Here is a 21,500-nt window from a genome sequence, read left to right on the forward strand (position 1 = left end):
CAGCAACGAGCGTGCGGCACCCACATTACCCTGGCTCGCGCTCTGCCGGTCGCCGCGCACCCGCCACCAGCTTGTCGACGATACGCGCGGCGGCGACCATGCCGAAGGTCGCGGTGACCATCATCACCGCGCCGAAGCCGCCGGCACAATCGAGTTTCACCCCTTCGCCCACGAAAGCCTTGCTCTGGCACACGCTGCCATCGGGCGTCGGGTAACGCAGCTGCTCGGTGGAGAACACGCAGGGCACGCTGTAGTTGCGCCCCGGTGTACGGGAGAACCCATAATCGCGGCGCAGTGTGGAGCGCACTTTGGCAGCCAGCGGGTCGTTGAAGGTCTTGTTCAGATCCCCCACCTGCACCTGACTCGGATCGATCTGCCCACCCGCACCGCCAGTGGTGATGATGGCGATCTTGCGCCGCTTGCACCAGGAGATCAGCGCCGCCTTGGCCGCCACGCTATCGATGCAGTCGACCACCGCGTCGAGCTCGACGGTGATGTAGTCGGCCATGGTATCGCGGGTCACGAAGTCAGCCACCTCATGCACCACGCAGGCCGGGTTGATCGCCCGCAGCCGTTCGCCCATTACTTCGACCTTGGCGCGACCGACCTGGCCTTGCAGGGCATGGGCCTGGCGGTTGGTGTTGCTGACACAGACGTCGTCCAGATCGAACAGGGAAATCTCGCCCACCCCGGAGCGCGCCAGCGCCTCGGCCACCCAGGAGCCGACACCGCCGATACCGACCACTGCCACGTGGGCAGCCGCCAGCCGCTGCGCGCCTTCACGGCCATACAACCGGGCGATTCCGGCGAAACGTTGCTCATCGAACGACATGCGGGCTCCTCTTGGTGGGCGCACATTATAGGAAGCCTGGTCGATCATCCCAAGCACCATCGGGCCGGCTTTCCGTACAAGCGTTCAGCGCGCGTAAAAACGACGCTGCGCATGCTCAAACAGGCGTTCCGAGCCGTGCTATACAGTCCTTCAACGACGGAGTAGCATGCGCGCCAACCGGCGTTCGCCGGCCCTCTCCCCGTTCCAACTCTCGGAACCTGACACAGCATGCTTTCGCGCAAGTTCGGCCTCAATCTGATTGTTTTCCTGGCTATCGCCGCCTTGTTCACCGGCATCTGGGCGCTTTACAACCGTCCGGTCACGGCCCCGGACTGGCCCGAGCAGGTCTCCGGTTATTCCTTCTCGCCGTTCCGTCAGGGGCAGAGCCCGCAAACGGGCGTCTATCCCAGTGACGAGGAAATGCGCGAGGATCTCGAGTTACTGTCGCAGCAGACCGACAGCATCCGCACCTATTCGGTAGACGGCGCCCTGGACAAGATTCCGCTGCTCGCCGAAGAGTTCGGCCTGCGCGTGACCCTCGGTGTGTGGATCGGCACCGACGAGGAGCGCAACGAGCGCGAAGTCGCCAAGGCCATCCAGCTAGCCAACGATTCGCGCAGCGTGGTGCGCGTGGTGGTCGGTAACGAGGCGCTGTTCCGCCGAGAGGTCACCACCAAGCAGTTGATCGGCTACATGGATCGGGTGCGCTCGGCGGTCAAGGTGCCGGTCACCACGTCCGAACAATGGCACATCTGGCAGGAATACCCGGAGCTGGCCGATCATGCGGATCTGATCGCGGCTCACGTACTGCCGTACTGGGAATTCATTCCGATGAAGGATTCCACCCAATTCACCCTCGACCGTGCCCGCGACCTGAAAAAGCTGTTCCCGAAAAAACCGCTGCTGCTCTCCGAAGTCGGCTGGCCCAGCAACGGCCGCGTACGCGGTGGCGCCGAGGCGACTCAGGCGGATCAGGCCATCTACCTGCGTACGCTGGTCACCACGCTGAACGCCCAGGGGTACAACTACTTCGTCATCGAAGCCTTCGACCAGCCGTGGAAATCAGGTGACGAAGGTTCGGTGGGTGCCTACTGGGGCGTGTACGACCTCGATCGCCAGGCGAAATTCAATTTCGAAGGCCCGGTCGTGGCCATCCCGCAATGGCGCTTGCTGGCGGTCGCCTCGGTGGTCATGGCGCTGCTGTCCCTGGCGCTGATGCTGATCGACGGCAGTGCCTTGCGCCAACGCGGCCGCACCTTCCTGACCTTCGTCGCCTTCGCGGGCGGCTCGGCCCTGGTGTGGATCGGCTACGACTACAGCCAGCAGTACAGCACCTGGTTCAGCATGCTGGTCGGCGTATTGCTCGGCGTTGGCGCCATCGGCGTATTCATCGTACTGCTCACCGAGGCCCATGAACTGGCCGAAACGGTGTGGACGCAACGGCGGCGCCCGTTCACGCCAGTGATTGGCGATAGCGACTACCGGCCCAAGGTGTCGATACACGTACCGTGCTACAACGAGCCGCCGGAGATGGTCAAACAGACCCTGGACGCCCTGGCCAATCTCGACTATCCGGACTTCGAAGTCCTGATCATCGACAACAACACCAAGGATCCCGCGGTGTGGGAGCCGGTGCGCGACTACTGCGAAGAACTCGGCCCGCGTTTCCGTTTCTTCCACGTGGCACCGCTGCATGGTTTCAAGGGTGGCGCGCTGAATTACATCCTGCCGCATACCGCAGCGGATGCCGAAGTGGTGGCAGTAATCGACTCCGACTACTGCGTTGACCGCAACTGGCTCAAGCACATGGTGCCGCACTTCGCCGACCCGTCGATCGCCGTGGTGCAATCGCCCCAGGACTATCGCGACGGTGAGGAAAGCACCTTCAAGAGGCTCTGCTACGCCGAGTACAAGGGCTTCTTCCATATCGGCATGGTGACCCGCAATGACCGCAACGCGATCATCCAGCACGGCACCATGACCATGATCCGCCGTACCGTGATGGACGAACTGAAGTGGGCCGACTGGACCATCTGCGAAGACGCCGAGCTGGGTCTGCGCGTGTTCGAGAAGGGCTATTCGGCCGCCTACGCCCATGACAGCTTCGGTAAGGGGCTGATGCCGGACACCTTTATCGATTACAAGAAACAACGCTTCCGCTGGGCCTACGGCGCCATTCAGATCATGAAGGGCCACACTCGCGAGCTGCTTGCCGGCCAGGGCAGCGAACTCAAGCGCGGCCAGCGTTATCACTTCATCGCCGGTTGGCTGCCGTGGGTAGCCGATGGCCTGAATATCTTCTTCACCGCGGGCGCCCTGCTCTGGTCGGCGGCGATGATCATCGTGCCGCAACGGGTCGACCCGCCGCTGCTGATCTTCGCGATCCCGCCGCTGACGCTGTTCCTGTTCAAGGTCGGCAAGATCATCTTCCTGTATCAACGGGCGGTGGGGGTCAACCTGAAGGATGCGTTCTGCGCGGCGGTCGCCGGGCTGGCGTTGTCGCACACCATCGCCAAGGCGGTGCTGTACGGCGCCTTCACCAAGAGCATCCCGTTCTTCCGCACCCCGAAGATGCGTTCCAGCCACGGCCTGATGGTGGCTCTGGCCGAAGCCCGCGAAGAAGTCTTCATCATGCTCCTGCTGTGGGGCAGTGCCCTGGGTATCGGCATCGTTCAGGGCCTGCCCAGCTACGACGTGAAGTTCTGGGTGATCATGCTGCTGGTGCAATCGCTGCCGTACCTCGCCTCGCTGATCATGGCGCTGCTGTCGTCGCAGCCCAAGCCGCTGGAAATTCCGGTGGTGCAGATCGAAACGGAGAACGCCTGATCCCCGCCTGCTGCGCAACCACGGCGGCCAACTGGCCGCCGTTTTGCTTTAAGATGTCGGCCCTTTCCCGCCCCGAAACGCTTTACCGGAGTTCCCATGACGGCCCTGTCCCCCACCCTCGAGCTCGCCTGCGACCTGATCCGCCGACCATCCGTCACGCCACTGGATGAAGGCTGTCAGGAACTGATGATGCGCCGGCTCGCGGCTCTGGGTTTCGCCATCGAAGCGATGCGTATCGAGGACGTGGACAACTTCTGGGCCAGCCATGGCGATCAGGAAGGCCCGGTGCTGTGCTTCGCCGGTCATACCGACGTGGTGCCCACCGGCCCGGTGCAGGCCTGGCAGCACGGCCCGTTCGAAGCCTTGATCGACGAACAGGGCATGCTCTGCGGTCGCGGTGCCGCCGATATGAAAGGCAGCCTGGCGTCGATGATCATCGCCGTGGAGCGTTTCGTCGCCGAATACCCGAACCACAAGGGACGCATCACCTTTCTGATCACCAGCGACGAAGAAGGCCCGGCCCACCACGGCACCAAGGCCGTGGTCGAACGCCTGGCCGCGCGTAACGAGCGACTGGACTGGTGCATCGTCGGCGAACCGTCTAGCACGTCGCTGGTCGGCGACGTGGTGAAGAACGGTCGCCGCGGCTCGCTTGGCGCGACCCTGACCGTGCGCGGCATTCAGGGCCACGTGGCCTACCCGCACCTGGCGAAGAACCCGATTCACCTGGCCGCCCCAGCCCTCGCCGAACTGGCCGCCGAACACTGGGACGACGGCAATGCGTTCTTCCCGCCGACCAGCTTCCAGGTCTCCAACCTGAACGCCGGTACCGGTGCGACCAACGTGATTCCTGGCGAGCTGAAAGCGGTGTTCAACTTCCGCTTCTCCACCGAATCGACGGTCGAAGGCCTGCAGCAGCGGGTCAACGCCATCTTCGACAAGCACGGCCTGGACTATCACATCGAGTGGGCGCTGTCGGGTCTGCCGTTCCTCACCGAGCCGGGCGCCCTGCTCGATGCGGTCAGCGCCAGCATCCGTGCCGTCACCGGCCGCGAAACCACGCCAAGCACCAGCGGCGGCACCTCCGATGGTCGCTTCATCGCCACCCTCGGTACTCAGGTGGTCGAGCTCGGCCCGGTCAACGCGACCATCCACCAGGTCAATGAACGTGTGCTGGCCAGCGATCTCGAGGTACTCACCGAGATCTACTACCAGACCCTGGTCAAGCTGCTCGCCTGATGCTCAGTTGCCCGATCTGCCAGGCGCCGCTGCAGGCCGTCGACAATGGCGTCGCCTGCCCGGCCAACCACCGTTTCGACCGCGCACGTCAGGGCTACCTCAACCTGCTGCCGGTGCAGCACAAGAACAGCCGTGACCCTGGCGACAACGCCGCCATGGTCGAGGCGCGTCGGCGCTTTCTCGATGGCGGCCACTACGCGCCCCTGGCTGCCCGGTTGGCGGAACTGGCGGCTGGCTACAGGCCGCAGCGCTGGCTGGATATCGGTTGCGGCGAGGGTTATTACACCGCACAGATCGCCGAGGCGCTGCCGGATGCCGATGGTTACGCCCTGGATATTTCCCGCGAAGCGGTGAAACGCGCCTGCAAGCGTGCCCCGCAACTCAGCTGGTTGATCGCCAGCATGGCCCGTGTGCCCCTGGCGGACGCCAGCTGTCAATTGCTGGCCAGCGTGTTCAGCCCGCTGGACTGGCAGGAGGCCAGGCGCCTGCTTGCCCCCGGCGGCGGCCTGCTGCGCATGGGGCCGACCCGTGACCACCTGATGGAGCTGCGCCAGAAGCTCTACGACGACGTGCGCGACTACGACGACCAGAAACACCTTGAGCTGATCCCGCCAGGCATGCGTCTGGCGCACAGCGAAACCCTGAGTTTCCCGCTGTTGCTCGACACACCGCAAGCACGCGCCGACCTGCTGGCGATGACGCCCCATGGCTGGCGCGCCAGTGCCGAACGCCGCGCTGCGGTGATCGCCGAAAGCTTCGAAGTGACCGTCGCCATCCGCTACGATTGGATCGAGCGTGATGCGTCTTGAGCGCCCCGACCAGATGAGGATGAACATGCGCCAACCGGATATCGAGATATACCTGAAGGATGCCGATCACCAGGCCATCGCCGCCTGGCTGACTCAGGCCCTGGGCCCCTGCTCCGGCTGGCAGCAGAAAGGCCAGACCTTTCAGTGCCGCGCCGGCGATACCCCGGTGACCTGGCTGCCCAAGGCCGTTGGCAAATGGCACAGCCTTTACCTGGAGAGCGATACCACGCCCTGGGAAGACGACCTGGCCTGCGCCAAGGCCGCCTATGCCGCACTGAACGTGGAAGTCCGCTGTGCACCTGGCAGTTGGGAGGAAGAGGAAAGCGATGAGCAGGCCGACCAGTGGCTGCGCATCAGCGCCGACGGTGTGCAGGAAATCACCTGGCGCACCGGCTGAGCGGCCACGCGGTTTCTCCCGGTATTTTCTCGCTCACCTGGGTACGGGTCGAGTGATCAAAAACGCAGGCGTGCCATTCAGCTGCACGCCTCATAAGTAGCTATCGACCTGCCTCCATCCTTACCTTGGCGCCAAAGTGCCGACAAAATCCCACTCCAACAATCTGTAGCGATAAATAAATATCGCTACAAAAGCACCAAAAACCCTACCAAACAGCTGTTCAACGACCTGTAAACGATATTGAACAGTGCGACAAGGCGCCGCAGGCCTCTCGATAGCAAGCTATCATATTCACAGACATTTATTCATGATCGGTGCGATTTATCGAATTTTAACGCCAAAATTCGCTTATTTATCTAGATAATTCCGCATGAAAAATAACAATATCTCCAATAACTTGTAGTCATGCGAAATAAACGCTCCATGAATATTGCTTACTGATCCGCTTCCTTTGCAGAATGCCGGGATATCGACTTTAGTCGATAACGTACCTCCGCCACCCTCGGGTGAATCTGCAACGATCGCAGGAGATGCAAGCGTGCACATTGGTGTTCCCCTCGAAACCCAGGCAGGCGAGACGCGGGTTGCCGCGACGCCGGAAACCATCAAGAAGCTGATTGGCCAAGGCCATCAGGTCACCGTTCAAAGCGGTGCCGGCATCGACGCCAGTATTCCGGACAGCGCTTATGAAGCTGCGGGCGCCACCATTGGCGATGTCGGCGCCACATTCGGCGCCGTGCTGGTGCTCAAGGTGGTGGCGCCAGACGACGCCGAGCTGGCACTTATGCAGCCCGGCACGGTGCTGGTTGGCATGCTCAACCCATTCAGCGTCGAAACCATAGAGCGCATGAACGCTCGTGGTATCACCGCCTTCGCCCTGGAGGCCGCGCCGCGCACCTCGCGCGCCCAGAGCCTGGACGTGCTGTCGTCCCAGGCCAACATCGCCGGCTACAAGGCGGTGATGCTGGCAGCCAACCATTACCCGCGCTTCATGCCGATGCTGATGACCGCTGCCGGCACGGTGAAAGCCGCCCGCGTACTGATCCTCGGTGCCGGCGTCGCCGGCCTGCAGGCCATCGCCACGGCCAAGCGCCTGGGCGCGGTGATCGAGGCGTCCGACGTGCGCCCGGCAGTGAAGGAGCAGATCGAGTCCCTCGGCGCCAAGTTCGTCGACGTGCCGTTCGAGACCGATGAAGAACGCGAATGTGCGGAAGGCGTCGGTGGTTACGCGCGCCCCATGCCCGCTTCATGGATGGAGCGCCAGGCCAAAGCCGTGCATGAGCGCGCCAAACAGGCCGACATCGTCATCACCACCGCACTGATTCCCGGTCGCAAGGCACCGACGCTGCTGCACGAGGCCACCGTCGCCGAGATGAAGCCTGGCTCCGTAGTCATCGACCTGGCTGCGATCCAGGGCGGCAACTGCCCGCTGACCGAACTGGACAAGGTCGTGGTCAAGCACGGCGTGACCCTGGTCGGCCACGGCAATCTGCCGGCGCTGGTAGCCGCCGATGCCTCGGCCCTGTATGCGCGCAACCTGCTCGATTTTCTCAAGCTGGTGATCGACGAGAACGGCGCCTTCCACCTCAATCTGGAAGACGACATCGTCGCCGCCTGCCTGATGTGCAAAGACGGCGAGGTCAAACGCATCAACAAATGATGGCCTCCCTCTCTCTTTATGGAGAGGGCCAATCACTACCAAAAGGATCACCCCGATGGATCTGATTTCCGACGGCATCTACAACCTGATCATCTTCGTGCTGGCCATCTATGTCGGCTACCACGTGGTGTGGAACGTCACCCCGGCTCTGCACACCCCACTGATGGCGGTGACCAATGCGATTTCCGCCATCGTCATCGTCGGCGCCATGCTCGCCGCCGCGCTGACCGTCACACCGCTGGGCAAGACCATGGGCACCCTGGCCGTGGCCCTGGCGGCGGTCAACGTCTTCGGTGGCTTCCTGGTCACCCGCCGCATGCTGGAAATGTTCAAGAAAAAAGCCCCGAAAGCCCAGGTGGCTGTCACCAAGGAAGAGAGCCACTGAGATGAGCATGAACCTGATCACCCTCCTCTATCTCGTGGCCTCGGTGTGCTTCATCCAGGCGCTCAAGGGCCTGTCCCACCCAACCACGTCGCGGCGCGGCAATGCTTTCGGCATGATCGGCATGAGCATCGCCGTACTGACCACCCTCGGTCTGATCTACAAACTCGGTAGCGAACTGGCCGTGCAGGGCATCGGTTACGTGATCGTCGGCCTGCTGGTCGGCGGTACCGCTGGCTCGATCATGGCCAAGCGCGTGGAGATGACCAAGATGCCGGAACTGGTCGCCTTCATGCACAGCATGATCGGCCTGGCCGCGGTGTTCATCGCCATCGCCGCCGTGGTCGAGCCGCAGTCACTGGGCATCGTCGCGACGATCAGCGACCCGATCCCCCACGGCAATCGCCTGGAACTGTTCCTCGGCGCGGCGATTGGCGCCATCACCTTCTCCGGCTCGGTGATCGCCTTCGGAAAACTGTCTGGCCGGCTCGTATTTGGGCGGAAGTTTCGCCTGTTCCAGGGCGCGCCGGTACAGTTCGCCGGCCAACACCTGATCAACCTGGCGGTCGGCCTGGCGATCGTCGGCCTGGGCCTGATGTTCACCTTCACCGGCAACCTGACCGCGTTCGCCGCGCTGGTGGCCCTGGCCTTCATCATCGGTGTGCTGATCATCATCCCCATTGGCGGGGCCGACATGCCGGTGGTGGTGTCGATGCTCAACAGCTACTCGGGCTGGGCAGCGGCTGGTATCGGCTTCTCGCTGAACAACTCGATGCTGATCATCGCAGGCAGTCTGGTCGGTTCGAGTGGCGCGATCCTTTCCTACATCATGTGCAAGGCGATGAACCGCTCGTTCTTCAACGTCATTCTCGGCGGCTTCGGCGGCGCCACGGATGCCGGCCCTGCCGCGTGCAGCGGCGAACAACGGCCGGTCAAGTCCGGCTCGGCCGACGATGCCGCCTTCCTGCTTGGCAATGCCGACAGCGTGATCATCGTTCCCGGCTACGGCCTGGCCGTGGCTCGCGCGCAGCATGCGTTGAAGGAACTGACCGAGAAGCTGGCGCACAAGGGCGTGACCGTCAAATACGCCATCCATCCGGTGGCTGGACGCATGCCAGGGCACATGAACGTATTGCTGGCCGAAGCCGAAGTGCCGTACGACCAGGTGTTCGAAATGGAAGACATCAACGCCGAATTCGGCCAGGCCGACGTGGTACTCGTGCTCGGCGCCAACGATGTGGTCAACCCGGCGGCGAAGAACGACCCCAAATCACCCATCGCCGGCATGCCGATTCTCGAAGCCTTCAAGGCCAAGACCATCATCGTCAACAAGCGCTCGATGGCCAGCGGCTATGCCGGCCTGGACAACGAACTGTTCTATCTGGACAAGACCATGATGGTGTTCGGTGACGCCAAGAAGGTCATCGAAGAGATGCTCAAGGCGGTCGAGTAAGCGTCGAGTGATCGGTTGACGAGAAAGAGGCGAGGGAACACCCCTCGCCTCTTTTTTCTGCCGAACCGCAATTCCTTGCACAGGCTCTGCCAACAAGCACAGCCCTGAGCATTCCCCGCTCGACACGGCAAAAATAAAAATAATGAGCTAAGCAACGAAGTCAAACAATTGAAACTGTACCTGTTGCTAATCACTTAAAATAAACAGATTTACAGGTAAAAACACTGCCTAACGTCGTAAGTCACGGCAAATCCACAAACACCGGTACAGTTACATTCTAAATAAGCGAAACAGTTACAAAGCAACCTATCTAGTATGCAGCTTATTTACTTCAGCTGTGACTACTGCTAACCCCACGCGAGGACGAAAATAGGCTCCAGAACTTACCAACCCCGCCAAAAGCGGAAGGATGCACACCATGGAACGTACCCTCAGTTCCGATCTGCTTGCCGACAACTCGTCCAAATCTGCAGCCAGCCTGCCACTGAATCTCCTCGCTACTCTGCTCCTGTGGCAGCGTCGCATCGTCAGCCGCCGCCAGTTGGCGCGTCTCGACACTCGCCTGCTGGCAGATGCCGGTATCAGCGAAAGCCAGCGTTACGCCGAACTGAGCAAACCGTTCTGGCGCTAATAGCGACCATTGAGCTTCTCCCGCAAAACCCCGTCGGCATGCAGCGCCAGCGGGGTTTTGTCGTTCTGGGCCTGCCATTATTTGAGCAACTCGCAGGCCGCACACACCTTTACACAAACTGTGCAGGTCTTTTTCTTCCGCCCTCCGCAGAGCGGTTAGAATGCTGGTTTTCAGAGCCGTAGAGTCCAGACCATGCCAATCGCCCGTACCCTTGCGTTCTTCAGCCTGTTCAGTCTGGCCGCTGGCGCCTCTGCCAGCAGCTTTCTGGTGACCACAGACACCCTGGTCAATGCGCTTGCAGCCAGTATCGAAGGCACATCCGATGCGACTTCCTCGGTAGTCGACAACAAGGTCGTACTGGCCGCCAAGGATGACGCTGCCAGCTTCGTCGCCAGTCAGGGCACGCTGCGTGGCGCGCACCTGGAAGCCGCACTGCAACACATCCGCGGCCGCCTGCCGACGCTGCAAGCCGATGATGGACAGTTGGCACAGGCCATCCTGGCGCTTTAAACACCTGTCATTGCCGGAACTGCGGCGGGTGTTCCTCGTCCAACCAGCCATTCCAATCCCATTCGGAGACCGTTCATGAAGCGTCCGTTGTTCGCCGCCGTGGCATCCCTTGCCCTGTTCGCCGGCGCCGTTCAGGCCCAGACCCTGGTGGCCACCAGCAACATCATCGTCCGCGCCCTCGACCGCACCATCAACTTCACCTCGGACACCACCACGTCGATCCGCGACATGAAAGTGGTGATCGAGGCCCGTGACGACGCCGCCAGCTTCGTCGCCAGCCAGGGCGATATCCGCGGTGCCCAGTTGGAAGCCGCCTTCGGCGCCCTGCGCAGCCAGCTTCCCGAAGCGCAGAACGCCTCCGATCAGGTGCTGGCCGAAGCCATTCTCGCTCTGTGATGCCCCCCCGCGGCTGGTTTCTGCTGCTGACCTTGCTGGTCAGCACGACCAGTAACGCCCAGCTCAAGCTGACGCTGGATGAAAGCCTGTTGAACAGCGCCGAGCGCCAGGCCAGCCAGGCGCTGCTCGACGAAGCCCTGGAGGCCATGCCTCCACAGTTGCGTGAAGCGCTGGATCGAACCGTCACCGTGCGTTGGGTACCACTGCCCGAACAGATCTATGGACGTGCTGGCCGCCTCAGCGGTGTCGAACTGAATGCCGGCCTGTTGTCCGGTCTTACCGACGGCAGTGCAGCGCATACCGTCAACGGGCGCCCCCATGGCACCGTGCGCCGCGAGTTGCTGGCAACCGTGCTCCATGAAGTGGCACACCTCTATGATCGTGGCACTTACTGGGGCAGCGAACAGCGCCTCCTGCTGCGCCGCTGCCAGCGCCAGAACAGCAACCTGGGCGCGGTCGGCCTGCCTGCCGAATGCCGCGGCCAGACCGAGCGCCGCTTCACCCTCAGCGACGATCCACGCCTGCTCGATCTGGCCGGTTGGCCACAGCGCGTCGGCACCCGCGGCCAACGCGACCAGCACAACGGCCAGGTAGCGCGCAGCCCGGACAGCTATGAACTGAGCAACCCCCGCGAATTCGTCGCGGTGAATATGGAGTACTTTCTCCTCGATCCCGAATATGCCTGCCGCCGTCCTTCCCTGGCGCGCTTCTTCAGCGAACATTTCGGCTGGTCGCCGGCGAATGGCGCTCCCTGCGGCACAGGCTACGCCTACCTCAATGCGGGACGCGATTTCGACAAGCAGGCACTGGCCAATCTCGACCCCGAGCGCGTTTATGAAGTCGACTACCTGCTCGCCGAAGCCAACCAGAACATGGCAAGCCGCTGGGGCCACAGCATGCTGCGACTGGTGATCTGCGCACCGGGCCGTCCACGGGGGCCGGATTGCCGGCTGGATCTCGACCAGCATCTGGTACTGTCCTACCGGGCCTTCGTCGGTGACGTCCAGCTGTCGAGCTGGGACGGCCTCACCGGTGCCTACCCGTCGCGACTGTTCGTGCTGCCCCTGGCCCAGGTGATCGAGGAATACACCAAGGTCGAGCTGCGCAGCCTGGCCTCGGTGCCGCTGACGCTGCCCCGCGAACGCCTCGAGCAACTGGTTGCCCGCGCCGTGGAACAGCACTGGAGTTACGACGGCGACTACTTCTTCGTCTCCAACAACTGTGCGGTGGAAACCCTCAAGCTGCTGCGCAGCGGCACCGACCTTGCGCGCCTGCAGGATCTCGACAGCATCACCCCCATCGGCCTGCTGGAAGTGCTCGAGGCCCGCGGCCTGGCCGATAGCAGCATGCTCGACGATTCCCGTGAAGCGCTGCGCCTGGGCTACCGGTTCGATTCTTTCCGTGACCGCTACCAGGCCATGTTCAAGGTGCTGCAGCAACGTCTGCCGATCCGTCAACAACAGGTCGAAGACTGGCTGGAGCAGCCGTCCAGTGAACGCCGCCAATGGTTCGAGCAGGCCGATCTGCGCGCCAGCGCCGCCATGCTGCTGCTCGAGCAGGCGGCGATGCGCCGTCAGTTGCTGCTGTCACAGGACGAACTCAAGCAGCGTTACCTGACCGGCCGCGCCGCCAAGGATCCGAACCTGGACAAGGCCGGCGACGCGCTGGAACAGATCCTCGCCGGCACCGGCTTCCTCAGCCGCCCCGCCGAACTGCTCGAAGGCGGCTACGGCCTGCCGCAACAGGGCGAATGGCAGCGCCTGGAAAGCGAAACCCGCAACCGCCAGCAACAACTCAGCCTGCTCAGTGCCGACCTCGACGAAGAAGTGCGCCGCCTGCTGGAACCTCAGCGCCTGGCCGAACTGGAAGCCAACGAGGCCAACCTGAAGCTGCTCGGCGAGCACCTGCGCAAACTGCACAAAGCCAGCGGCGGGCTGCAGTTGTAGCGATCGAATTGGTCACGTGTATCGCTGAACCAGCCCCACGCCCTGCGTCGGTACCCAGGTTACCGCCCATGATCAGTCTAATGCATCAGCCAGGGGCCTTTGGCCAAAGTACCGTGCGATGATCGGTACCCCCGATACACGAGGCATGATCAAAGCGCCGAGTAGGGAAAACTGACCACGGCGCGGAAGCCCTTGGGACTCGCGTTACTGAAGCCGATGGAGCCGCCCAGGTGCCGGGCGATCATCCCGACAATGGCCAGCCCCAATCCTGCCCCCTGAGGATTGCCCGCACTGTGGAAACGTTCGCCCAGGCGCGGTAACCGGGCTTCCTCGATACCCGGCCCCTGATCGACGACCTGCAGACGCACACCTTCGTCTTCACGGCAAACGCGCACGCTCACCTCGCTGCCGGGTGACGAGAAGGTCAGCGCGTTGCTGACCAGGTTCTGCAACAGGATGACGATCAAACCGCGGTCACCCTGAATCACCACAGCCTCGTCGGCCTCCAGCGCCAGATCGATGCGACGGTTCAGTGCCAGCGGCGCCAGATCCGCCAGCTCCTCGCGCACCACGGTAGTCAGATCGAGCGGTTGCAGGCTTTGCGAGGGGGTTTCCAAGCGTGCCATGGTCAGCAGTTGGCTGGCGATGCGGGTGGCGCGATGCACGCCCTGCTGCAGGAATGACAGGGCTTCGTCACGTTCCTGCACACTGCCGGCCTGCAACGCGTTGCGCACGTGGATATCAAGGATTGCCAGCGGCGTGCGCAGCTCATGGGCGGCATCGGCGATGAAGCGGCGTTCACGTTCGAGCAGCGCGCGCAGCTGGCTCAATACGTCATCCAGAGCCAGGCGCATCGGCTCCAGCTCTGGCGGCAGAGGGCCGGCTGGCAGGGGGGCGAGGCTGTGTTCGGGGCGTTCACGCAGTTGCTGGGCCAGGCGCTGCAGGGGTCGTAATCCCCAACCCAGCAGCAGCCAGATGAATGCCGCCAGTAGCGGCAGGCAGACCAGGGTCGGCATCAGGGTGTGCTGGAGAATCTGCTGAATCAGATCCTGGCGCAGATCTTCACGCTCGCCGACCCAGATACGCAGGCCCTGACCGGCGTCTTCCAGCAGCACGCCGCACCACTCCTGATCATCGAGAAAAAATTCATGAATGCCGGGCGCGGGCGGCGACGCCAGCGGCGGGGCTTCTTCGGAACGCACCAGCAGAGTGCCGTCCTCGGCCCACACTTGAAAGGCCAGGTTGATTTCGTAGGGATGCGAGAAGATACCCTCGGCGGAACGATCCATAGCGCCGTCCAGTGCCTGCCTGACGAACGACCAGTCGATCTGCTGCCCATCCGGCTGCTGCAGCAGCCCCTGCAACAGCCGAGCCGCCTGTACCAGTTGCGCATCGTAGACCGCTTCGGTCTGCCGATGACTGTCACGCAGGGCGAGCAGAACCAGCGCCAGGCTGCCGGCGAGTACCAGGGCGATGGTCGGCGCGAGGATGCGCGTGCGGATGGAAATCATGGCGTTCGCTCCACCAGGTAACCGACCCCGCGTACCGTGCGGATGAGGTCGCTGGACAATTTGCGGCGCAAGTTGTGAATCAGCACTTCCAGGGTGTTGCCCGGCCCGCTTTCCTGCCAACCATAGAGGGCATTGCCGAGCCGCTCGCGGGTGACCACCACACCGGGGCGGATCAGCAACTGATGCAACAGCTGATATTCCATGGGCGTCATCGGCACGCTGCTGCCCTGGTAGCGCACTTCCTGGGTGGCCGGGTCGAGGCTCACGCCAGCGAACTCCAGCACCGGCTGAGCCCGGCCCTGGCTGCGGCGCAGCAAGGCGCGGATGCGTGCCTTCAACTCCTCGGGATCGAACGGCTTGACCAGGTAGTCGTCGGCGCCGGCATCCAGCCCGAGGATGCGATCCTCCATGACATCGCGGGCGGTGAGCACCAGAACCGGTACGGCATTCTCGCTGCGCGCGCGCAACTGGCGCAGCAGCGTCATGCCATCCAGGCGCGGCAGGCCGAGGTCGAGCAGCACCAGGTCGAACTGCTCGCTACGCAAGGCATGGGCGGCTTCGACACCGTCCTCCAGCCAGTCCAGCGTATACCCTTCGCCGCGCATGGCGACGCGAATTCCGCGCGCTAGGGCGCGATCATCTTCAACCAGCAGGACACGCACGCGACGCACCTCGTCAGAAATGGTGGCCGCCATGATGCGCCGCCTACGGCCCGATTTGCACGGACAGATGTTACCGAGATTTGCCCATTAAGACTTTCCTAAGCTTCGCGTCGCAAGGTGAGTCTCCCCCTCACAGGAGAGTCCCACCATGCGTTATTTCGTCCTTCTGGCGCTGCTGCTCGGCAGCCCGCTGGCCCTGGCCAGCACCGAATGCACCACCGCCGACCGCCCGACCTGGCAGGATCCAGAGAAATTCCAGACTCAGTTGAAGGAGCAGGGTTACCAGATCAGCAAGTTCAAGGTCACCAAAGGCAACTGCTACGAGATCTACGGCTTCGACAAGGACAAGCGCAAGGTCGAGATCTACCACGACCCGGTATCCGGCAAGGCCATCAAGACCGAGATCGAAGACTGATGCCCGCGGCGACGATACGACTCTGGGATCCGCTGATCCGGCTGTTCCATGTGTCGGTAGCCGGGGTCTTCGTCGCCAACTATTTCCTCACCGAGGAAGGTGACGACTGGCATACCTGGCTCGGCTACTACGCCTGCGCCTGGCTGGCAGTTAGGCTGGTATGGGGGTTCGTCGGCACGCGCAGCGCGCGCTGGCAGGATTTCTGGCCGACTCGCGCGGGCCTGACCAAGCATCTCAGCCAGGTGCTGAAAGGCCGTGCCTATCGCCGCCTCGGCCATTCGCCACTGGGCGCCCTGGTCATGCTGCTGATGATGGCGGCCATCGCCATGCTCGGTATCAGCGGCTTCCTGATGCAGGAAGTGGATGCACTGTGGGGCGTCGACTGGCCGCTCACACTGCATGGCTGGATTGCTGATGGCCTGGCTGCTCTGGTGGTCATCCATATAGCCGCCGCGCTCATCGAAAGTGTTCACCTGCGCGAAAACCTGCCGCTGTCGATGATCACCGGCAAGCGCCGCGCACATTCCGAAGACCGCTGATACTCAGGAAAACCCATGCTGCCCGTTCGTGCCCGTCATCGCTCTGGGGCGTTGCGCTCCTGGTTGTCGCTCGTGGCCCTGGCCACCCTCAGTTGCCTGTTGCTGCTCGCCGATGATTTCCTGCAGCAGTTATTCACCCCCAACAACCGCGCCGAACTGGAATTCGGCTATGTCGCCGTGCTCTGGCTGTTCAGTGCGGGGCTGTGGCTGTGCAACCTGCGCTGGCTCAGCGCGAGCATCCTGGGGCTGTTCGCGGCGATGCAACTGATACAGCTGGCCAATATCAGCTTCTTCGGCGAGCCGCTGACCGCCATCGATATCCAGTCGCTGCTCAACGACCCTGGCGAGGTTCGCGAAACGGCGACGCACAGCCTCGCTCAGCATTGGCCGGTTCTGCCCTGCGTGGCTATTCCCTATGCCCTGCTGCTCGCCCTGCACCTGCGCCTGCCGAGCAGGATCGAACTGCCGGAGAGTCGCTGGGCACTGGTGTTGATCGCCATGGTGCTGCTCTCGAAACCCTATCGCGCCACCTATCGCAATCTCGACTCGTTCGCCGCCAGCCCCAGCCGCAGCGCACTGCACAACAACCTCAACGTATTCTCCGCCTGGGCCGTACGTCTGGCTTTCGAGCCGGAGGTCGAACTGCCACTTGCTCCCTTCTCGCCATACGGGCTCAGCCCCAGCCTCAGCGAAGCGCGACACGTCTGGCTGGTGGTAGCCGATTCGCTGCGCAGTGATCGCCTCGGCGTGTTCGGCTACAGCCGCGACACCACGCCGCAACTGGCCAGCTACCTGCGCGATCACCCCAGTGCCTTCGTACGCCCCGGCATCGCCGCGGGGGTGGCTACCGATGTCAGCCTGCCTTACCTGATCAACCCGATTCGTGAGCCGGGCCAGGACTCGATGCTGCGCACCGGCGACATCAACCTGTTCCGCTTCGCCAAGCAGGCGGGCTTTCGCACCCACTGGATTTCGTCCCAGGAATCCAAGCTGCTGGCCAACCTGGGTAGCCGTTATCTGGACGTGTCGATCACCCGTGAAGACCATCCAGTACGTTTCCTGAAACAGCAGGATCGTGCCCTGTTGGACGTCCTCGACGGGCAACGATGGGGTGAACGCAACTTCGTGGTGCTCAACCTGCGTACCGCCCACCTTCCCTATGCACAGAACTATCGTCACGAGGCGAAGCCAGCACCTTGGACGGATCAGGGCCCGAACGGTCAGAGCAATGCCTATGACAATTCGGTGCATTACCTCGACAGCCTACTGGCCGAAGTCATCGCCGACTTCGACCGCCTGGAAGGCGAGCGCTACCTGATCATCACTGGCGATCACGGCCAGCGTCTGGGAGAAGGTGGCCATTGGGGACACAATGATCTGGTGCCGGAAGTCAGCGACGTACCGGTGATCGTCATCGGTCGCGAGGCGCAGCCGGAAACCCTAGCAAGCCTGTCAGCGAAGCGCTGGATCAGCCACTACGAGGCCGGAAAATGGCTGGCCGCGCGTCTCGGTACGCGCATCGACAACCCCAACCTGCGCCCCAACGAGCATTTCGTGCACGGCAAACTGCTGTTCACCGACAACTTCATCCAGCGCGTCTGCGAAACGCCAAACGGCTTGATCCATCATCCCCCGCAGCAACTGAGCATGTTGCTCAAACAGCCAGAGGTCCGCTGCGAGGGATGATCCGCACCGCAGATGGCTTGCACCATCCGCGGCGCTTACCGTCAACGAGTCCGTGAAGCGTCAACCGGCTTGATCGCGGCACGCTCGCGGAAGGTCAGCAGGAACGCCAGCAGCACGGCAACCGAGAACACCGCCGGGAACAACCAGATGCTGCGCCAGTCGTGGGCACCCTGGCTGGAGTAGTGATCGGACACCATGCCGGCCACCCAGAAACCGATCAGCATGCCGACACCATAGGTGGCCAGGGTGATCAGGCCCTGGGCCGAACTCTTGGTGCTCTCGCCGGCCTTGCCGTCGGTGTAGATCTGCCCGGAGACGAAGAAGAAGTCGTAGCACACGCCATGCAGGACGATACCGGCGACCAGGAATGCCACCAGCTCGCCGCTGTTGCCGTAGGCGAACAGCACATAGCGCAGCGCCCATGCCGCCATGCCCACCAGCAGCGTCGCCTTGATCCCGAAGCGCTGGATGAACAGCGGCAACAACAGCATGAACAGCACTTCGGAAACCTGGCCGAGGGTCATCATGCCGGTCGGGTTGGCAACGCCGATTTCGGTGAGAAACAGGTTGGCGTTCTGGTAGTAGAAGGCCAACGGAATGCAGATCAGGATCGATGCCAGAAAGAAGGTGGCGAAGCCGCGATCCTTGAGCATCTGCAAGGCATCCAGACCCAGCAGGCGCTTGATGCCGGTCTGCTGGCCAGGCACTGGTGGCGTGGCCGGCAGGCTGAAGCTGTAAAGCCCGAGCAGCAGCGAGGCACCGGCGCAGAGCAGGAAGGTGTTGCGCAGCGCGCCGTCGGCGATGGCCTGCTGGGCGTCCCAGGCGAATACGAAACTGATTACCAGCCCCGCGACGATCCAACCGATGGTGCCCCACACACGCACCTTGGAGAACTGCTGTGCCGGATCACTCAACTGCCGAAACGCCACCGCATTCACAAGCCCCAGGGTCGGCATGTACACCACCATGTAGCACAGCACCAGCGGATAGAAGGTGGCGAAATCTTCGGCCCGGTACAGCAGGTACAGCAGCACGGCGCCGCCCAGGTGCAACACCGCCAGAAGACGTTCGGCGTTGAAGAAGCGATCGGCGATCAGACCGACCACGAAGGGCGCCAGAATCGCTCCCCAGGACTGGGTCGCGTAGGCCATGCCGATCTGCCCGCCGCTGGCCTCCAGGGTTCGTCCGAGGAAAGTGCCCAGCGTGACGAACCAGCCTCCCCAGATGAAGAACTGGAGAAACATCATGAAACTCAACCTGACATTCAAAGTGCTCATGTTCTTATCCTTCTTGTTGTTCACGAGACAGCGTTAAGGGTGCTACTCCAGGCCGAGTAACCTCCGGTTGCGCGAGGCGCTGGTCGCGACCCCGGCGAAGTCGTCGAATGCGCGTTCGGCGCGAGTGATCAGGTGGCGCTCGATGAAATCCGCGCCTTCGGCAGCGCCCTGGGCCGAGTCCTTCAGGCAGCATTCCCACTCCAGCACTGCCCAACCCTGATAGCCATATTGAGTGAGCTTGCTGAAGATCGCCTTGAAGTCGATCTGGCCATCGCCCAGCGAACGGAAACGACCGGGGCGATCCACCCAGGACTGATAACCGCCATACACACCGGAGCGGGCATCGGGGCGGAACTCCGCATCCTTGACGTGAAACATGCGGATGCGCTCGTGGTAGCGGTCGATGAAACCCAGGTAGTCCATCTGCTGCAACAGCATGTGGCTGGGGTCGTAGAGGATGTGCGCGCGCGGGTGATTGTCGACGGCCGCCAGAAAGCGCTCGAAGGTGGCGCCATCGTGCAGATCCTCACTGGGGTGCAGCTCGTAGCAGAGGTCGACACCCGCCTTGTCGAAGGCCTGCAGGATCGGCAGCCAGCGCCGTGCGAGCTCAGCGAACCCCTCTTCCACCAATCCAGCCGGCCGCTGCGGCCAGGGGTAGAGATATGGCCACAGCAGCGCGCCGGAGAAAGTCGCGTGGGCTGACAAACCCAGTCGCTGGCTGGCCTGAGCCGCCAGCTTCAATTGAGCGACGGCCCAGTCGGTACGCTCGTGCGGGCGGCCCCTCAGTTGCACCGGGGAGAAGTCATCGAACAGATCGTCGAACGCCGGATGCACGGCCACCAACTGGCCCTGCAGGTGAGTGGACAGTTCGCTGATCTCGACGCCCGCCTCGGCACAGATACCCTTGAGTTCGTCGCAGTAGGTCTGGCTCTCGGCAGCGCGCTGCAGATCCAGGCAATGCGGCCCCAGGGTCGGCAACTGGATGCCCTTGTATCCGAGCGAAGCCGCCCAGCGAGCGAGATTCGCCAGGTTGTCGAACGGGGCCTCGGCGGACAGGAACTGCGCGAGAAAAATGCCTGGGCCGCGGATGCCCTGGGTCACGGAAGTCATCAGCGTGCTCCTTCAGTCGGTGACAATGCCGTCCATTTCGCCTCACTAGCGTGGCTAGCCAGCGCCGCCTCGATAAAGGCCATGCCACGTTTGCCGGTCTCGATACCGGGTAGTGCGGCAGCGGCACCGCTGGAACCGCCAATCGCTTGGGCGAAGTCGCTGTAGAGATTGGCCATGGCCTCCAGATAACCCTCCGGATGGCCCGCTGGCAGACGAATTCGATGCAGTGCTTCAGCGCACAGCCAACTGTGGTTGGCGCCGGCACGCAGCACGCGCATCGGTTGATCGAGCGAGCGATGGATCAGGCTGTTGGGCTCTTCCTGGCGCCACTCCAGACCGCCCTTGTCGCCGTAGATGCGAATCTTCAGGGCGTTCTCTTCGCCCGCGCAGACCTGGCTGGCGAGCAGCACACCGCTGGCGTCCTGCTCGGTCAGAAACAGCATGGCGCAATCGTCGTCCAGCGTGCGGCCAGGCACATGGGTGCCGAGGTGCGCGCAGATGCACTCGATACGCTGCCCACTGACGAACTCGGCCAGGCTGAAGGCATGGGTGCCGATATCGCCGATGCAGCCGCCCTGCCCCGCCAATTGCGGATCGCCACGCCAGGCCGCCTGCTTGTTGCCCTGACCGGCCAGATCATCGCTCAGCCAGCCCTGGGGATATTCGACATAGAGCTTGCGCACGCGGCCTATCTCGCCGGCCTGCACCATATGCCGGGCCTGCCAGATCATCGGGTAACCCTGGTAGGTGTGGGCTAGGCCATACAGGACATCGCTCTGCACCAGAAGATGCGCCAGGTCGTGGGTCTCTGTGCTGCTCAGCGCGGCGGGCTTTTCGCAAAATACATGGATACCGGCACGAATGGCGGCGGCGGCGATGGGGGCATGCAGATGGTTGGGCGTGACGATCGCCAGCAGGTTGATGCGCATGCCTGGATCGAGACGGGCTTCGCCGTCCAGCAGCGCCTGCCAACTGGCATATACACGCTGCGTTTGCAAACCAGCCTCGCGACCCGTTTCGGCATTGTTGGCCGGATCGCGGCTGAAGGCTCCGGCCACCAGTTCGATGCCACCCGCCAACGCAGCGGCCTGACGGTGCACCTTGCCGATGAACGCGCCAGAACCGCCGCCGATCATTCCCAGCCTTACGCTTGAAGCAGGCATTGAACAACTCCGTTTTACGCTCTTTTTATTGGTACTTTACTTCAATGTAACCGGTT

General features: G+C 62.8%; 20 protein-coding genes. 14 read left to right on the plus strand and 6 right to left on the minus strand.

From position 1 onward, the window contains the following. Positions 1–25 precede the first annotated feature (25 nt). A complete protein-coding gene (tcdA, locus tag DNK10_RS01240; RefSeq protein ID WP_131190321.1) occupies positions 26–832 on the minus strand; it encodes a tRNA cyclic N6-threonylcarbamoyladenosine(37) synthase TcdA in 807 nt (268 codons plus the stop codon). A gap of 228 nt (positions 833–1,060) precedes the next feature. On the opposite strand from tcdA, the gene DNK10_RS01245 reads away from it, so the two are divergent. The 11 genes from DNK10_RS01245 (at position 1,061) to DNK10_RS01295 (ending at position 13,081) form a co-directional block, all read left to right on the plus strand. Beyond that, positions 1,061–3,658 carry a glycosyltransferase gene (locus DNK10_RS01245; protein WP_131178940.1) on the plus strand — a complete coding sequence of 866 codons (2,598 nt, stop codon included), beginning with the start codon at positions 1,061–1,063 and terminating at the stop codon, positions 3,656–3,658. Positions 3,659–3,754: 96 nt separating this feature from the next. Continuing rightward, the gene (dapE, locus tag DNK10_RS01250) at positions 3,755–4,897 is read left to right on the plus strand and encodes a succinyl-diaminopimelate desuccinylase (protein WP_131190322.1); all 1,143 of its coding nucleotides are present in this window, start codon (positions 3,755–3,757) and stop codon (positions 4,895–4,897) included. Then, positions 4,897–5,706, plus strand: a complete 810-nt coding sequence (locus DNK10_RS01255; protein WP_131190323.1) for a putative RNA methyltransferase — start codon at positions 4,897–4,899, stop codon at positions 5,704–5,706. The genes dapE and DNK10_RS01255 overlap by 1 nt, the downstream gene beginning before the upstream one ends. A 25-nt stretch (positions 5,707–5,731) precedes the next feature. Then, the gene (locus tag DNK10_RS01260; protein WP_131178937.1) at positions 5,732–6,103 is read left to right on the plus strand and encodes a hypothetical protein; all 372 of its coding nucleotides are present in this window, start codon (positions 5,732–5,734) and stop codon (positions 6,101–6,103) included. Positions 6,104–6,641: 538 nt separating this feature from the next. Then, positions 6,642–7,763, plus strand: a complete 1,122-nt coding sequence (locus DNK10_RS01265; protein ID WP_131190324.1) for a Re/Si-specific NAD(P)(+) transhydrogenase subunit alpha — start codon at positions 6,642–6,644, stop codon at positions 7,761–7,763. 55 nt (positions 7,764–7,818) lie between these two features. Continuing rightward, a complete protein-coding gene (locus DNK10_RS01270; RefSeq protein WP_131190325.1) occupies positions 7,819–8,148 on the plus strand; it encodes an NAD(P) transhydrogenase subunit alpha part 2 in 330 nt (109 codons plus the stop codon). Between the two features lies 1 nt (position 8,149). Next, positions 8,150–9,598, plus strand: a complete 1,449-nt coding sequence (locus DNK10_RS01275) for an NAD(P)(+) transhydrogenase (Re/Si-specific) subunit beta (RefSeq protein ID WP_131190326.1) — start codon at positions 8,150–8,152, stop codon at positions 9,596–9,598. 418 nt (positions 9,599–10,016) lie between these two features. Beyond that, positions 10,017–10,229, plus strand: a complete 213-nt coding sequence (locus tag DNK10_RS01280) for a DUF1127 domain-containing protein (RefSeq protein WP_131178933.1) — start codon at positions 10,017–10,019, stop codon at positions 10,227–10,229. 192 nt (positions 10,230–10,421) lie between these two features. Beyond that, positions 10,422–10,739 (plus strand): DUF2388 domain-containing protein, encoded by a 318-nt coding sequence (locus DNK10_RS01285; RefSeq protein ID WP_042555128.1) that lies wholly within the window; start codon positions 10,422–10,424, stop codon positions 10,737–10,739. 75 nt (positions 10,740–10,814) lie between these two features. Then, on the plus strand, positions 10,815–11,135 hold the full coding sequence (locus DNK10_RS01290) for a DUF2388 domain-containing protein (protein WP_278248822.1): 321 nt from the start codon (positions 10,815–10,817) through the stop codon (positions 11,133–11,135). After that, positions 11,135–13,081: a DUF7844 domain-containing protein gene (locus DNK10_RS01295; protein ID WP_131190327.1), complete on the plus strand. Its 1,947-nt coding sequence runs from the start codon at positions 11,135–11,137 to the stop codon at positions 13,079–13,081. The genes DNK10_RS01290 and DNK10_RS01295 overlap by 1 nt, the downstream gene beginning before the upstream one ends. Positions 13,082–13,230: 149 nt before the next feature. Here DNK10_RS01295 and DNK10_RS01300 read toward each other — a convergent pair whose 3' ends face one another. Both DNK10_RS01300 and DNK10_RS01305 read right to left on the minus strand, forming a co-directional pair. After that, positions 13,231–14,592 carry an ATP-binding protein gene (locus DNK10_RS01300; RefSeq protein ID WP_131178930.1) on the minus strand — a complete coding sequence of 454 codons (1,362 nt, stop codon included), beginning with the start codon at positions 14,590–14,592 and terminating at the stop codon, positions 13,231–13,233. Further along, positions 14,589–15,254, minus strand: a complete 666-nt coding sequence (locus tag DNK10_RS01305) for a response regulator (RefSeq protein WP_131190785.1) — start codon at positions 15,252–15,254, stop codon at positions 14,589–14,591. The genes DNK10_RS01300 and DNK10_RS01305 overlap by 4 nt, the downstream gene beginning before the upstream one ends. Before the next feature lie 148 nt (positions 15,255–15,402). Here DNK10_RS01305 and DNK10_RS01310 point away from each other — a divergent pair, with 148 nt between their 5' ends. From DNK10_RS01310 to DNK10_RS01320, 3 genes are read left to right on the plus strand one after another with little or no spacing between them, the layout of a single operon-like run. Continuing rightward, positions 15,403–15,669: a PepSY domain-containing protein gene (locus tag DNK10_RS01310; protein WP_131178929.1), complete on the plus strand. Its 267-nt coding sequence runs from the start codon at positions 15,403–15,405 to the stop codon at positions 15,667–15,669. Beyond that, positions 15,669–16,208, plus strand: a complete 540-nt coding sequence (locus DNK10_RS01315; RefSeq protein WP_131178928.1) for a cytochrome b/b6 domain-containing protein — start codon at positions 15,669–15,671, stop codon at positions 16,206–16,208. Before DNK10_RS01310 ends, DNK10_RS01315 begins: the two co-directional genes overlap by 1 nt. Before the next feature lie 15 nt (positions 16,209–16,223). Continuing rightward, positions 16,224–17,894: a phosphoethanolamine transferase gene (locus DNK10_RS01320; RefSeq protein ID WP_131190328.1), complete on the plus strand. Its 1,671-nt coding sequence runs from the start codon at positions 16,224–16,226 to the stop codon at positions 17,892–17,894. Positions 17,895–17,935: 41 nt separating this feature from the next. Here the strand turns inward: DNK10_RS01320 and DNK10_RS01325 are convergent, their stop codons facing one another. The 3 genes from DNK10_RS01325 to DNK10_RS01335 are packed head-to-tail and all read right to left on the minus strand — an operon-like array spanning position 17,936 to position 21,444. Further along, positions 17,936–19,171: a nucleoside permease gene (locus DNK10_RS01325; RefSeq protein WP_131190329.1), complete on the minus strand. Its 1,236-nt coding sequence runs from the start codon at positions 19,169–19,171 to the stop codon at positions 17,936–17,938. A 42-nt stretch (positions 19,172–19,213) separates the two neighbouring features. Beyond that, entirely contained in the window at positions 19,214–20,281 is a 1,068-nt protein-coding gene (locus tag DNK10_RS01330; protein ID WP_131190330.1) for a sugar phosphate isomerase/epimerase family protein, read from the minus strand. Beyond that, the gene (locus DNK10_RS01335) at positions 20,281–21,444 is read right to left on the minus strand and encodes a Gfo/Idh/MocA family protein (protein ID WP_131190331.1); all 1,164 of its coding nucleotides are present in this window, start codon (positions 21,442–21,444) and stop codon (positions 20,281–20,283) included. The genes DNK10_RS01330 and DNK10_RS01335 overlap by 1 nt, the downstream gene beginning before the upstream one ends. Positions 21,445–21,500 lie beyond the last annotated feature (56 nt).

This window comes from Phytopseudomonas daroniae (genome assembly GCF_004327275.1).
GTDB lineage: Bacteria > Pseudomonadota > Gammaproteobacteria > Pseudomonadales > Pseudomonadaceae > Aquipseudomonas > Aquipseudomonas daroniae.

Coding starts and splice junctions, on each gene's coding strand:
- tcdA (WP_131190321.1), bottom strand. CDS start 832: ATGTCGTTCGATGAGCAACGTTTCGCCGGAATCGCCCGGTTGTATGGC.
- DNK10_RS01245 (WP_131178940.1), top strand. CDS start 1,061: ATGCTTTCGCGCAAGTTCGGCCTCAATCTGATTGTTTTCCTGGCTATC.
- dapE (WP_131190322.1), top strand. CDS start 3,755: ATGACGGCCCTGTCCCCCACCCTCGAGCTCGCCTGCGACCTGATCCGC.
- DNK10_RS01255 (WP_131190323.1), top strand. CDS start 4,897: ATGCTCAGTTGCCCGATCTGCCAGGCGCCGCTGCAGGCCGTCGACAAT.
- DNK10_RS01260 (WP_131178937.1), top strand. CDS start 5,732: ATGCGCCAACCGGATATCGAGATATACCTGAAGGATGCCGATCACCAG.
- DNK10_RS01270 (WP_131190325.1), top strand. CDS start 7,819: ATGGATCTGATTTCCGACGGCATCTACAACCTGATCATCTTCGTGCTG.
- DNK10_RS01275 (WP_131190326.1), top strand. CDS start 8,150: ATGAGCATGAACCTGATCACCCTCCTCTATCTCGTGGCCTCGGTGTGC.
- DNK10_RS01280 (WP_131178933.1), top strand. CDS start 10,017: ATGGAACGTACCCTCAGTTCCGATCTGCTTGCCGACAACTCGTCCAAA.
- DNK10_RS01285 (WP_042555128.1), top strand. CDS start 10,422: ATGCCAATCGCCCGTACCCTTGCGTTCTTCAGCCTGTTCAGTCTGGCC.
- DNK10_RS01290 (WP_278248822.1), top strand. CDS start 10,815: ATGAAGCGTCCGTTGTTCGCCGCCGTGGCATCCCTTGCCCTGTTCGCC.
- DNK10_RS01295 (WP_131190327.1), top strand. CDS start 11,135: ATGCCCCCCCGCGGCTGGTTTCTGCTGCTGACCTTGCTGGTCAGCACG.
- DNK10_RS01300 (WP_131178930.1), bottom strand. CDS start 14,592: ATGATTTCCATCCGCACGCGCATCCTCGCGCCGACCATCGCCCTGGTA.
- DNK10_RS01310 (WP_131178929.1), top strand. CDS start 15,403: ATGCGTTATTTCGTCCTTCTGGCGCTGCTGCTCGGCAGCCCGCTGGCC.
- DNK10_RS01315 (WP_131178928.1), top strand. CDS start 15,669: ATGCCCGCGGCGACGATACGACTCTGGGATCCGCTGATCCGGCTGTTC.
- DNK10_RS01320 (WP_131190328.1), top strand. CDS start 16,224: ATGCTGCCCGTTCGTGCCCGTCATCGCTCTGGGGCGTTGCGCTCCTGG.
- DNK10_RS01325 (WP_131190329.1), bottom strand. CDS start 19,171: ATGAGCACTTTGAATGTCAGGTTGAGTTTCATGATGTTTCTCCAGTTC.
- DNK10_RS01330 (WP_131190330.1), bottom strand. CDS start 20,281: ATGACTTCCGTGACCCAGGGCATCCGCGGCCCAGGCATTTTTCTCGCG.
- DNK10_RS01335 (WP_131190331.1), bottom strand. CDS start 21,444: ATGCCTGCTTCAAGCGTAAGGCTGGGAATGATCGGCGGCGGTTCTGGC.